Source organism: Novosphingobium sp., from assembly GCF_965228995.1.
Lineage (GTDB): Bacteria > Pseudomonadota > Alphaproteobacteria > Sphingomonadales > Sphingomonadaceae > Novosphingobium.
This window is the reverse complement of sequence record NZ_OZ245852.1, coordinates 293624-305846: the sequence shown is the minus strand read 5'-3', so window position 1 is coordinate 305846 and position 12223 is coordinate 293624. Positions and strand designations below refer to the sequence as shown.

The window sequence follows — 12223 nt, the reverse complement described above, 5'->3', positions numbered from 1 at the left end:
AATCATGCGGGCACCCCCAACTGCGCAAGGATGAAGGCAAACTCCTCCGCCGTTTCGCGCAGTCCCTCGAACCGGCCAGATTTGCCGCCATGGCCTGCGCCCATGTTGGTCTTGAGCAGCAGTTCGTTGTCGTCGGTCTTGAGCTCGCGCAGCTTGGCGACCCATTTGGCGGGCTCCCAATATGTCACGCGCGGATCGTTGAGGCCTGCCGTCACGAGCATCGGCGGGTAGGCCTGTGCGCGCACCTGATCGTAGGGCGAATAGGACCGGATCAGCTCGAACGCTGCCTTGTCCTCGATGGGATTGCCCCATTCGGGCCACTCGCCCGGGGTCAGCGGCAGCTCCTCATCGAGCATGGTGGCGAGCACGTCGACGAACGGCACATGCGCCGCTACCGCGCCCCACAGCTCGGGATCGGAATTGATCACCGCGCCCATCAGCTCGCCGCCCGCCGATCCGCCTGCAATCGCGATCCTGCCTGCCTCGGTGAACCCTTCCGCGATCAGCCCCTTCGCCACATCCACGAAATCGTTGAAGGTGTTGGTGCGCTGCTCCAGCTTGCCCGCCTTGTACCAGCGCCGCCCCAGATCATCGCCGCCGCGGATGTGCGCGATGGCATAGGCAAAGCCGCGGTCGACAAGGCTCAGCCGCGTGGTTGAAAAGCCCGGCCCGATGGCAATGCCATAAGCGCCGTAGCCATAGAGATAGAGCGGTCCGTTCTGCGGCCGGCCCTTGCGCCAGACGATGGAAACCGGAACTGCGGTGCCATCGCGCGCGGTCACTTCCAGCCGCGCGGTTTCATAAAGCGAGGCATCGTAGCCGCTTGGGATTTCCTGCGTCTTGAGCAGTTCCAGCCGCTGCTCGCCCACGTGATAATCATAGACCGAGGCCGGGCTGGTCATCGATTCGTAGCTGATCCGCAGCTTGTCCATCGCCCATTCCGGATTGTCGCCGAGCGAGGCCTCGTAGCTTGCCTCGGGGAACACGATCGGCTCGATCCGCGCCGGATCGTCGTAATAGCGCACCTCGATCCGGTCGAGCCCGCGCACCCGGCCTTCGACCACGTAGAAATCGCGGAACAGGTCGAAGCCGGTCAGATAGAATTCGTCCGTCCCCTCGATCAGCGTGGTCCACTCGCCGGGGCTTGCCAGCGGCGCAGTGGCCAGCCGGAAGTTCTCATGGGTGTCGTTGGTGTGGATGAACAGCGTCTCACCGCGCAGATCGACGTCGTATTCCACCCCGGTCTGGCGCGCCTTCACCAGCAGCGGCGCCTTGAGTGGATCGGCGGCGGGCACCAGCCGCACTTCGCTCGTCTCGTGATCGCCGGTGGCAATCACCAGCCATTCGTCATTCGCCGAAAGCCCGGCGGAAACCCGGAAACCCTCGTCGTCCTCGTGATAGAGCTCGACATCGCTCTCCACCGGCGTTCCCAGCCAGTGCAGCCGCGCGTTGTCCGTGCGCCATTGCGCATTGGCGAGGCTGTAGACCAGCGCCTTGTCACACGCGGCCCAGACCAGCGCGGAGAGCGTCCCCGGGATCACATCGGGCAGCACTTCACCTGTTGCGATCACCTTGATGCGTGCGGTGAAGCGCTCCGATCCATTGTCGTCGACTGCCCAGGCCAGCAGCCGCCCGTCGCTGGAAACCGAAAGCGCGCCCAGCCGGAAATAGTCTTTCCCCTCGGCCAGCGCGACTTCGTCGAGGATCAGCTGGTCCGGCCCCCCGGCCACGGGCCGCCGCCACCACTTCTTGTACTCGGCGCCTTCCTCGTATTCGATCCAGTAGAGCCAGTTGCCGTCCTTCTGCGGCACCGACTTGTCCGCTTCCTTGATCCGCCCGCGCATCTCCGCGAGGAGCATGTCGACCGTCGGCTCAAGCGGCTTCATCCGCGCTTCGAACCACGCGTTCTCGGCCTCCAGATGGGCGAGCACTGCCTGGTCTGTCACCTCGGGATAACCGGGATCGCGCAGCCAGTGATACGGGTCCTCGATCGTGACGCCGTGGTGGGTGAAGCTGTGGGGTTTCCTGGCTGCGACCGGAGGCGCGGCGTCCAGGACCTTGGGGGTGGTTTCCGTCATCCCCCGCATCTATGGTGTGCAGCATGAGCCTGCAAGGCGGGCGACACGCTTCAGGACAAGACCCATGCTGATGAACACCCACGAAGCCCGGCTCGATGCGCTGCGCAAGGAACTGGCGCGGCAAGAGCTCGATGGTTTCGTCATCCCGATTTCCGATGAACACATGAGCGAATATGTCGGCGCCTATGCCCAGCGCCTCGGTTGGCTGACCGGCTTCGGCGGCTCGGCCGGTACAGCCGTGGTGCTGAAGGACAAGGCCGCGATGTTCGTCGACGGACGCTACACGCTGCAAGTGCGCGAACAAGTCGATGGCCGGCTCTATGAATACCAGTCCGTGCCGCAAACGTCGGTTGCCGCCTGGCTCGGCGAGAACGCCTCCGCAGGCAGTCGCATCGGCTATGACGCCTGGCTTCACGGCAAAGGCTGGGCAGATGGCGTCGCCGCAGCACTGAAGCGCCGGGGCGCCGCGCTGGTCGCCGTCCAGCAGAACCCCATCGACGCGATCTGGCAGGATCGCCCCGCGCCTTCCGCCGCCCCCGCGCTTGTCCATGTGGACGAATATGCCGGTGTCTCCGCTCACGAAAAGCGCGCCGAAGTCGCCGCCTGGCTCACCGAGCGCGGGCTCGATGCGGCGGTGATTTCCGCGCTCGATTCGGTTGCATGGCTGCTCAACATGCGCGGTTCGGACGTTGACTGCACGCCGGTCGCGCTCTCGTTCGTGCTCGCCCATGCCGATGGCACGGCGGACTTGTTCATCGCGCCCGAAAAGGTCACGCCCGAACTGGCCCAGCACCTCGGCAATGCCGTGCGCGTGCAGGACCGCGCCGCATTCACGCCTGCGCTTGCCGCGCTGGCGGGCAAGAAAGTTGCGGTCGATCCCGAACGCGCGGTCGCGGCGATCTATGCCGAGCTTGCGGCGGCGGGTGCCGAAGCTGTCTCGCTCACCGATCCCACCGTGCTCCCCAAGGCCCGCAAGAACCCGGTCGAACAAGCCGGCCATCGCGCCGCGCAGGCGCGCGATGGCGCGGCGATCACGCGCTTCCTCCACTGGCTTTCGCAGGCCGCACCCAAGGGCACCGAGACCGAACTCTCCGCCGCTGCCGCGCTCCGGGCCGAGCGCGAGAAGACCGGCCTTCTGCGCGACTTGTCGTTCGACACGATCTCCGCTGCCGGCCCCAATGGTGCTAGCCCGCACTACAAGGTGGACGAACACACCAACCGCCCAATCGAGCCGAACAGCGTCTATCTCGTCGATTCGGGCGGCCAGTATCTCGATGGCACCACCGATATCACTCGCACCGTGTGGATCGGCCCCGATGCGCCTCCCGCTGAGGTCAAGGACCGCTTCACCCGCGTGCTCAAGGGCCACATCGCGCTCGATCTCGCGGTGTTCCCGGAAGGCACCAACGGCAGCCAGCTCGATAGCTTCGCGCGCCAGTTCCTGTGGTCCGCCGGGCTCGACTATGCGCACGGCACCGGCCACGGTGTCGGCAGTTTCCTCGCCGTCCATGAAGGCCCGCAGCGCATCGCCAAGGCGGCGGGCGGGCAGGCCGGCACTGGCCAGCCGCTGCTTCCCGGCATGATCCTCTCGAACGAACCCGGCTACTACAAGGCCGGCGAATACGGCATCCGGATCGAGAACCTCGTGCTCGTCGAGGAGCGCACGATCCCGGGCGCTGAGGGCAAGTTCATGGGCTTCGAAACGCTGACTTTCGCGCCTATCGATCGCACGCTGGTCGAGCCTGCGCTGCTCTTCCCGCACGAGCGGGACTGGTGGAACGCGTACCACGCGAAAGTGCGGGCACTCCTCGCGCCGCAGCTTGCGGGTGCGGACCTCGCCTGGCTGGAGGCTGCCTGCGCCCCGTTGTAAGCAATTCTGTTCGTGTTATGTTCTCGTAATCGCGACTCGGCGAAGAGGAGGCATGAATGATCGGCTACGTAACTTTGGGGACCAATGATCTCGCGCGCGGCGCCGCATTCTATGATGCGCTGGCGGCCGAATTGGGCACCAAGCGCATGTACGAATGGGATGGCGCAATCGCCTGGGGCGAAGCGGGCGGCGCAGCCGGCATCGGCCTGATGAAGCCCTACAACGGGGAGCCCGCCACAGTCGGCAACGGCGTGATGGTCGCGCTGGAAGCCAAGGAGCCGGCGCAGGTCGATCGGCTCTACGCCGCCGCGCTCGCCAACGGCGGTACTTGCGAAGGCCCTCCCGGCCCGCGCGGTGAGGGCGGGTTCTATGCCGCCTATTTCCGCGATCCCGATGGCAACAAGCTCAATGCTTTCGTGATGGGGAGCTGAACGATCATGGTACACCGCCTCGATACCCACCCGATCCACATCGGTCTCGGCGCGAAGGCGGTGCCCCAGCCGCCGTTCACCGGGATGGAATGGTACGGCGGCTATATCGCCCGCCATGGCGCTGACGGGGCGGAAGGCCGCCTCGTCAGCCAGCATTCTTTCACCGAAAGCTGGGACAGTTGGGAAATGCACCCAGCCGGCGATGAGGTCGTGTTGATGCTTAGCGGCGAAGGCGTGCTGCATCAGGAACTGGCGGACGGCTCCAGGACCGAGGTGCGGCTCGCCGCCGGCGAATATGCGGTCAACCCGCCCGGCGCATGGCACACGATGGACCTGATTTCAGCGCAGGCCACCGCGCTGTTCATCACGTCAGGCCTCGGAACCGAACACCGCCCGCGTTAGTTTGATCCATGGATGCGGCGGGCGCCGCGCTGTTTCAGGCAAGCGGAACACATCACAACGCGACAAAGTGCGACAAAACTCCGCGCTTGCGGGATAACCCTGCGACAACCCCGGTCTAGAAAGCCGACAGCGGAAATGCCCCCCGTTCCGCCCGCAACAAGGACCGAGATTCATGAAAAAGACCACGCTCGCCGCCTCCGCGGCCGTTCTGCTCACCGCCTCCACGGCGCTCTATGCCGTCTATCCCGCCTTCGCCGAGCCCGGCCGCGATCCGATGGGCGACAAGGAACTGACCTGGGCCGATGCCAAGGCCAAGGCCGACATGATGTGGACGAAGCTGGACGTGAACAAGGATGGTGTGCTCAATGAAGCGGACAGAGAGGCCAAGATGGCCGAGATGTTCGACATGATCGACACCAACCACGATGGCGCGATCAGCAAGGCCGAATTCATGGAGCATCACAAGAAGATGATGGAAGGCGGCTGGAAGGGCGGCAAGGGCCGCGATGGCGCGCCAGGTGACATGCCGCCGCCGCCCCGCGCTGCCGGTATGGGCATGATGATGGGCCCCGGCGCACACATGCTTCATGAAATGGCCGAGAAGGCCGATACCAACCACGATGGCACGATCACCCGCGCCGAATTCGATGCCGCCACCAAGGCGCGCTTCGATGCCGCCGATACCAACCATGACGGCAAGCTGACCGCCGCCGAGCGCCGCGCTGCCTGGATGGCGATGCGGGGCGAACACGGCGGCTGGGGCCATGGCCGCGGCATGCATCACATGGGCGGCGGTGACATGGGCGGCGGTGACATGGGCGATATGCCGCCCCCGCCCCCCGGCGCCTGAGCATGGCAGCAGCCCCCGCTCCGCTACCTGCGGCGACCACCCGCGTACTGGTGGTCGATGACGAGGCTGCCTTGCGCGAACCCTTGGCGGACTATCTCGTCCGCCAGGGGTTTGCCGCTGCTCAGGCTGCCAGCGCCGCCGAAGCCCGCGCCCGTCTTGCCGCAGAATCCTTCGATATCGTCCTGCTCGACATCATGATGCCGGGCGAGGATGGCCTCTCGCTGTGCCGCCACCTGATCGAGGCGCGGCACCTGCCGGTCATCTTCCTCACCGCGCGCGGCGAGGCGACCGACCGCATCGTCGGGCTGGAGATCGGCGCCGATGACTACGTGGTGAAGCCCTTCGATCCGCGCGAACTCGTCGCCCGCATCCGCTCGGTGCTGCGCCGCGCCGCCCGCGTGCCTGAAGCGGCAGAAGGCGCCGCCGCCGATCAGTTCCATTACACCTTCGATGGCTGGCGGCTCGATCCGCTGCGCCGCCGGCTGATCGACAGCGAAGGCGCCGTCGTGGCGATTTCATCTGCCGAGTTCCGCCTCCTCGTCGCCTTCCTCGATCACCCCCGGCAGGTGCTTGATCGGGACCGCCTGCTCGATATGGTGCAGGGCCGCGAGGCGCATCTGTTCGACCGCGCGGTCGATAACCAGATCAGCCGCCTGCGCCGCAAGATCGAGCGTGACAGCCGCAATCCGGAACTGATCCAGACGGTCTGGGGCGGCGGCTACATGCTTGCCGCCGAAGTGCGCCGGGTCCCTGCCGATGGCTGAGTCCGGGCGGCGTTCGCGCCTCTGGCCACGCAGCCTGCAAGGGCAGATGCTGCTCGCCATCGCGCTCGCGCTGATGGTCGCGCAGGGGCTCTCGGCTGCGCTGATGTGGCGCATGCAGCACGAGCGGCACTTCGCCGGTCTGGTCAACTATGCCGCGTTCAGCCTGCTTGGCCGCTCGCCGCGCACGCAGTTCGGGCCGCCGCCGCCTCCGAACGGCGAGGCGCCGGAAATCGGCCTGCGCATGCCCCGCCCGCTGCGCGTACAGGAAGAAGCGCGCGCGCCCGAGATGGCCGGTGATCGCCGCCGCCCGGACATCGAGCAGGCGCTGCGTCAGGTGCTCGAGGCGCAGGGTGTCGATGCCGCGCGCCTGTTCGTGGCCGAGCGCGATCCCGCCCGCGATCCGGTCATCACCGCCTGGCTCGCGCAGCCGCGCATGCGCATGGCGCGGTCTCCCGGCGCGCAGCGTCCGCGCCTCATCATTGCCGCGATTGGCCGCGCGGATGGCACCTGGCTCACCGCGCGCCTGCTCGCCCCGCGCACCGAACGCGCGATGGTGACCACACTCATCCTGCAGACGATCTTCATCTACCTCGTGCTGGTCGGCGCAGTGGCGCTGATCCTGCGGCGCATCGCAAGGCCGCTCAAAGCGCTGACCTCGCAAGTCGAGGCCTTCGCCCGTTCACGCGCGCTGGCCGGGCAACTGGAGCCCGAAGGGCCTGACGACATCCGCCGCCTGATCATCGCGCACAACGCGATGGAGCGCCGGGTGGGCGCCCTGCTCGATGAGAAGGACGTCATGCTCGGCGCCATCGGCCACGATCTCAAGACGCCGCTTGCCGCGCTGCGCGTGCGGATCGAGGCGGTGGAGGACGATACCGAACGCGGCCGCATGGCGGCAGGGATCGAGGACATCAACCGCTCGCTCGACGATATCCTGAGCCTGGCGCGGGTCGGCCGTCCGTCCGATCCGCTCGAGCAGACCGAACTTTCCGCGCTCGTTGCCGATGTCGTCGGCGAATACGAAGATATGGGCGAGGATGTCACCCTGGGCGATGCCGAGCGTATGGTCATGCCGCTGCGCGCGACCTGGCTGCGGCGCGCTTTGCGCAATCTCGTCTCGAACGCCCTGCGCTATGGCGTCCGCGCCCGCGTGGAACTGCGGCGCGAGGGCGGCGAGGCTGTGCTGGTGGTCGATGATGATGGCCCCGGCATACCGGCGCACGAGATCACCCGCATGCTGGAGCCGTTCACCCGCCTCGAAGCCTCGCGCAATTCATCTACCGGCGGTGCGGGCCTAGGCCTGACGCTCGCGCGCGCCATAGCCGACCAGCACGGCGGCTCGCTCCATCTCGCTAACCGGCAGGAAGGCGGCGAGACCAAAGGCCTCACCGCCACGCTCCGTCTCCCGCTTACTTGAGCTTCGCGATCGCCGCGGTCAGCTCGGCCCCGCGCGCCTCCTTGAGCTTTCCGCACGCGCGCACGCGCTCGATCGTCCGCTCAAGCTCCAGCGCGCCCGACTTGCCCGCGAATTTCGCGCGGAGGCTGTCAAACTCGTCGGCCGAGGCGACCGAGCAGAAGTTGCCGAGGATCTGCGGCAAGCGGGCACCGAAGAAGATCCCCGCGCCGCCGCCCAGCAACTCGTCGAGGTGCGCCTTCATCCAGTTGTAGCCCCACTCGCGCGTCTCGGGGGTGTAGACCACATAGCGCACGAAATTGAGCTTCTCGGACTGACGCAGGCGCTTGTCCTGAAACTCGTCGAGCAGCCACTTGGCCGTTGCCGCATCGCCGCTCGATCCGATCGCGCCCAAGGCACTAGGGCGGAACAGCGGATCTTCCGAAGCAAGCGCCTTGTCCATCAGCGTCTTCGCGCCATCGAGCTTGTGCTCGCCCAGCCAGGCATCGAACGCGGCGCCGAACAACGCGGGATCGAGCGCGGACTGGTCGCCGCCAAGGTAGGCGTCGACGGCTGTCGCCAGCCGCGTCCGCAGCGCCGCATCGCGCGCAGTGCCGGCGAGCAGCTCGACGAGCTGGACGCGGCGCTGCTGCTTCTCCGGATCATCCCCGGCATGCGCGCCCGCACGCGGATCAAGCCCGAGCGCCTTGAGTTGCGGCGCGTAGAGCGAATCGACGAAGGCGCGGAACTTCGGCTTTGCGCTTTCGGCGATCACGCCGCGATCGGCCATCGCCTGGAGCAGGCCTACCGCATCGCCGCTGGCATAGCTGTCGGGATTGGCGGCCAGCGCGCGCGATCCGGCGATCAGCTGGTCAGCCGTCACCCGGCCGGCATAGAAGCTGGCATTGAGGCTGTCTTCCACCGCCAGCGCTTCGCCGCCGCTCAGGCTCGGCGTCGCCGCGATCAGCGCGTCCCAGTCCTTGGCGGGGAGCTCGAAGCGGTAGTAGCCGGTACCGCCCGCGTTGGGCATGATCGGCCCAGCGCTCTTCAGCGTCACCGTCGTGGTGGTGTCGGTCATCAGTGTGCACTGGCGCAGATCGGCCTGGCGCAGGCAGAGCGGGATGCCCCACTTCACGTCCGGGCCCTTCATGCCGTAGCGGACATAGCGGCTCTGCGTCACCTTCCAGCTCTGCGGGCCGGCTCGCTCCAGCGTCACCAGCGGCACGCCCTGCTGATCGGTAAAGCTCTGCATCGCGGGAAGGATGCGCGGATCGCCTGCAGCTTCGGCCATCGCCTTGAAGAACTCGGCGCTCGTCGCGTTGCCATACTTGTGCGACGCCATGTAGCCGCGCACGCCGTCGCGGAACTTGGTGTCGCCCATGAACGCCGCGATCATCGCGACAACGTGGCCGCCCTTGCCATAAGTGATCGTATCGAAGGCCGCGTCGATCTGTGCGTTCCGCTCGATCTTCTGATGGATCGGCCGGCCCGCGATCAGCGCATCGATCCCCATCGCGCTGAACCCTTCGGCCAAAGCGCCCGCGCCGATGTTGAGATCGGGGCGCCATTCGTTGCCGATGCGGAAGCCCATCCAGTTGGCGAAACTTTCGTTGAGCCAGATGTCGTCCCACCACGCCGGGGTGACGAGATCGCCGAACCACTGGTGCGACAATTCATGGCTCACCACCATGCCGAACGTGCGCTTCTGCGCGGTCGAGGCCTTGTCGTCCATGACGAGGATGCTGTCGCCATAGAGGTCCGCGCCCGCGTTCTCCATCGCGCCGGGCAGGATCGGCGTCGTGATCTGGTCGAGCTTGGGATAGGGAAAGCTCTGGCCGAAATAGGCCTCCAGGTGTTCGACCACGCCCTTGGTGCCTTCCAGCGCGAAATCGAGCTTGCCCGCGTTTTCCTTGGTCGAAACGATGCGGATCGGCAGCGGCGACTGGCGCTGCGGGGTGGGCGGCACTACGCCTTCCACGGTCACGAACGGGCCCACCATCAGCGCCACCAGATAACTCGGCAGCGGCAGCGTCTGCGCGAAGGTGTGGACGGTCATGCCGTTCGCGGTTTCGGTCTTGATCTCGGGCGCGTTGCTCACGGCCTTGAGGCCCGCAGGCGTGCGCAGGGTCACGTTCCACGGCACCTTGAAGCCGGGCTCGTCGAACGAGGGGAAGCTGGCGCGCGCATCGATCGATTCGTGCTGGGTCCAGCTGTACCAGTCGTCGCCCACCTTGAGGTGGAACATGCCCGCCGGCCCCTCGCCGAACGGCGCGTCGTAGTCGAACGCGAAAGTGGTCTTGCCCGCCGGCAGCGGCGCATCGAACGTGACGAGCGCGACGCCGGTCGGATCGACCTGGCGGAACGTGCCCGAAACCGGCAGGCCACCGACCATGGCGGTCACCTTGCCGACCTTGAGGTCGCGGCCGTGCATCCAGACGGTGCGGCCGGCCTTCTTCACATCGACGTCGATCTCGACATGGCCGGAGAAGCGGTCCTTGGTGGGGTCAACCGTCAGGTCGAGCCGGTAGCCCTGCGGCACCACTGTGCCGTCGAGCTTGCCTGCGGGCATCGGGCCGGCTTCCGCGGGGATCGGGGCCGCGGCCGCCGCTTGCTGCGCCAGCGCGGGCGTGCCGAGGATTGTACCAGCGAGCAGTGTCGCGGCCAGAAGAGCCGCTTTGGGCATGATCGAGCGCATGAAAGCCTTTCAGGTCAAACAGAAGTCCCGCGAGGGAATGCCGCTTGCCTGCCCCGATCCTGTTGCATCCGCAACCGGATTCGACGAACCGCATCCAGCGGTCGTTGAACGACAAGTCCTCTAGCGTAGCAGTCCGCCCAGCAATCCGCGCGCAAACCGTCCGAAGGCCGCGCCGCCGATCTGCGTCGCAATCGTGCCGACAACCGCGCTTGCGCCGGAAGCGACCGGAGAGGAACGCGATTTCTTGCCCATCATCTCCGCCGCGATCATCGATCCGGCCGATGCGGCGATTGCGCCGACCGCAGCCTGGCCCGCCTTGCCCCACAGCGAAGGTGTCTGGCGGGCAGAGGCCTGCTGGGCGGCAGCGCCCTCGGTCTCCACCTGCTGCGCGGCGGCGGCGGCATCGGCGGCTTTCTTGGCCAGCACTTCGGCGGCGGATTCGCGGTTTACCGCAGTCTCGTACTTACCCTCGAACGGGCTCGTCTGCTGGATCACGGCGCGCTCCTTGGGATCGAGCGGCCCGAGCCGCGAGCGCGGCGGCGCCACCAGCGTGCGCTGCACGATCCCCGGGGCGCCATCGGCATCGAGCATGGAAACCAGCGCTTCGCCGACCTTGAGTTCGGTGATCACCTTTTCGACATCGAGATCGGGATTGATCCGGAAGGTATCCGCCGCAGCCTTGATCGCCTTCTGGTCGCGCGGGGTGAACGCGCGCAGCGCGTGCTGCACCCGGTTGCCGAGCTGGCCGGCGATCTTTTCCGGAATGTCGATCGGGTTCTGCGAAACGAAGTAGACGCCCACGCCCTTCGAGCGGATCAGGCGCACGACTTGCTCCACCTTGTCGAACAGCGCTTGCGGCGCATCGTCGAACAGCAGGTGCGCCTCGTCGAAGAAGAACACCAGCTTGGGCTTTTCGGGATCGCCCACTTCGGGCAGCGCCTCGAACAGCTCGCTCAGCAGCCAGAGCAGGAACGTGGCGTAGAGCTTGGGGCTCTGCATCAGCTTTTCGGCGCTGAGCACGTTGACGTAACCGCGCCCCTGATCGTCGGTCTTGATGAAGTCGTTGATCTCGAACGCAGGCTCGCCGAAAAAGCGGTCCGCGCCCTGGCTTTCGAACGCCAGCAGCTGGCGCTGGATCGTGCCGACGCTGGCTTTTGAAACATTGCCGTACTTGCCCGCCAGCTCGCTCGCATTTTCGGCGCAGGCCATCAGCGTCGCCTGCAGGTCGGCGAGATCGAGCAGCAGCAGGCCGTTGTCATCGGCATAGCGGAACGCGATGTTGAGCACGCCTTCCTGCGTTTCGTTGAGGCCCATCAGCCGCGCCAGCAGCAGCGGGCCCATTTCCGAGATCGTGGTGCGGATCGGGTGCCCGGCCTCGCCGTAGAGGTCCCAGAACACGGCCGGATTATCGGCATAGACAAAGGGGTCGACGCCCACTTCCTTTGCCCGCGCCTCCACCACGTCGGCGTGCTTGAACATCGGGCTGCCTGGCATCGCGATGCCCGCAAGATCGCCTTTCACGTCTGCGAGGAACACCGGGACCCCTTGCGCGGAAAACTGCTCGGCCATGCCCTGAAGGGTCACTGTCTTGCCGGTACCTGTCGCGCCCGCCACGAGTCCGTGGCGATTGGCGCGGTCCAGCCGCAGCACCTGTCGTTCGCCCGTCGCACCAAGGCCAATGTAGATCTCGTCCATATGCAGTAATTCCGCCCCTGTTCTGGTTTGATCCTGTTCCCCCTT

The 12223-nt window shown here is 66.5% G+C and carries 10 protein-coding genes; 7 read left to right on the top strand and 3 right to left on the bottom strand.

Going from position 1 to position 12223, the window contains the following annotated elements; all coding sequences use genetic code 11:
• Positions 1 to 2 precede the first annotated feature (2 nt).
• On the bottom strand, positions 3 to 2078 hold the full coding sequence (locus tag ACO056_RS01400) for a S9 family peptidase (protein WP_421850713.1): 2076 nt from the start codon (positions 2076 to 2078) through the stop codon (positions 3 to 5).
• A 70-nt stretch (positions 2079 to 2148) separates the two neighbouring features.
• Between ACO056_RS01400 and ACO056_RS01395 the strand changes: the two genes are divergently transcribed.
• The 6 genes from ACO056_RS01395 (at position 2149) to ACO056_RS01370 (ending at position 7812) form a co-directional block, all read left to right on the top strand.
• The gene (locus ACO056_RS01395) at positions 2149 to 3948 is read left to right on the top strand and encodes an aminopeptidase P family protein (protein WP_421855246.1); all 1800 of its coding nucleotides are present in this window, start codon (positions 2149 to 2151) and stop codon (positions 3946 to 3948) included.
• A 56-nt stretch (positions 3949 to 4004) separates the two neighbouring features.
• The gene (locus ACO056_RS01390; RefSeq protein ID WP_421850710.1) at positions 4005 to 4379 is read left to right on the top strand and encodes a VOC family protein; all 375 of its coding nucleotides are present in this window, start codon (positions 4005 to 4007) and stop codon (positions 4377 to 4379) included.
• A 6-nt stretch (positions 4380 to 4385) separates the two neighbouring features.
• Positions 4386 to 4781 carry a cupin domain-containing protein gene (locus tag ACO056_RS01385; RefSeq protein WP_421850707.1) on the top strand — a complete coding sequence of 132 codons (396 nt, stop codon included), beginning with the start codon at positions 4386 to 4388 and terminating at the stop codon, positions 4779 to 4781.
• 172 nt (positions 4782 to 4953) lie between these two features.
• Entirely contained in the window at positions 4954 to 5631 is a 678-nt protein-coding gene (locus ACO056_RS01380) for an EF-hand domain-containing protein (RefSeq protein WP_421850705.1), read from the top strand.
• A gap of 2 nt (positions 5632 to 5633) precedes the next feature.
• On the top strand, positions 5634 to 6395 hold the full coding sequence (locus ACO056_RS01375) for a response regulator (RefSeq protein ID WP_421850702.1): 762 nt from the start codon (positions 5634 to 5636) through the stop codon (positions 6393 to 6395).
• A complete protein-coding gene (locus ACO056_RS01370) occupies positions 6388 to 7812 on the top strand; it encodes a sensor histidine kinase (RefSeq protein ID WP_421850700.1) in 1425 nt (474 codons plus the stop codon). Before ACO056_RS01375 ends, ACO056_RS01370 begins: the two co-directional genes overlap by 8 nt.
• On the opposite strand, the gene ACO056_RS01365 is transcribed toward ACO056_RS01370, so the two are convergent.
• A complete protein-coding gene (locus ACO056_RS01365) occupies positions 7805 to 10471 on the bottom strand; it encodes a M1 family metallopeptidase (RefSeq protein WP_421850697.1) in 2667 nt (888 codons plus the stop codon). The genes ACO056_RS01370 and ACO056_RS01365 overlap by 8 nt on opposite strands.
• Here ACO056_RS01365 and ACO056_RS01360 point away from each other — a divergent pair.
• Positions 10470 to 10607 carry a hypothetical protein gene (locus ACO056_RS01360; RefSeq protein WP_421850694.1) on the top strand — a complete coding sequence of 46 codons (138 nt, stop codon included), beginning with the start codon at positions 10470 to 10472 and terminating at the stop codon, positions 10605 to 10607. The two genes, ACO056_RS01365 and ACO056_RS01360, sit on opposite strands and share 2 nt — an antisense overlap.
• Here ACO056_RS01360 and ACO056_RS01355 read toward each other — a convergent pair.
• A complete protein-coding gene (locus ACO056_RS01355) occupies positions 10604 to 12178 on the bottom strand; it encodes a helicase HerA-like domain-containing protein (RefSeq protein ID WP_421850690.1) in 1575 nt (524 codons plus the stop codon). The two genes, ACO056_RS01360 and ACO056_RS01355, sit on opposite strands and share 4 nt — an antisense overlap.
• Positions 12179 to 12223 lie beyond the last annotated feature (45 nt).

Bases quoted from the DNA above. Each gene is read 5' to 3' on its own strand.
- ACO056_RS01360 (WP_421850694.1), top strand. From the start codon at position 10,470: ATGATCGAGCGCATGAAAGCCTTTCAGGTCAAACAGAAGTCCCGCGAG.
- ACO056_RS01380 (WP_421850705.1), top strand. From the start codon at position 4,954: ATGAAAAAGACCACGCTCGCCGCCTCCGCGGCCGTTCTGCTCACCGCC.
- ACO056_RS01400 (WP_421850713.1), bottom strand. From the start codon at position 2,078: ATGACGGAAACCACCCCCAAGGTCCTGGACGCCGCGCCTCCGGTCGCA.
- ACO056_RS01365 (WP_421850697.1), bottom strand. From the start codon at position 10,471: ATGCCCAAAGCGGCTCTTCTGGCCGCGACACTGCTCGCTGGTACAATC.
- ACO056_RS01385 (WP_421850707.1), top strand. From the start codon at position 4,386: ATGGTACACCGCCTCGATACCCACCCGATCCACATCGGTCTCGGCGCG.
- ACO056_RS01390 (WP_421850710.1), top strand. From the start codon at position 4,005: ATGATCGGCTACGTAACTTTGGGGACCAATGATCTCGCGCGCGGCGCC.
- ACO056_RS01370 (WP_421850700.1), top strand. From the start codon at position 6,388: ATGGCTGAGTCCGGGCGGCGTTCGCGCCTCTGGCCACGCAGCCTGCAA.
- ACO056_RS01395 (WP_421855246.1), top strand. From the start codon at position 2,149: ATGAACACCCACGAAGCCCGGCTCGATGCGCTGCGCAAGGAACTGGCG.
- ACO056_RS01375 (WP_421850702.1), top strand. From the start codon at position 5,634: ATGGCAGCAGCCCCCGCTCCGCTACCTGCGGCGACCACCCGCGTACTG.
- ACO056_RS01355 (WP_421850690.1), bottom strand. From the start codon at position 12,178: ATGGACGAGATCTACATTGGCCTTGGTGCGACGGGCGAACGACAGGTG.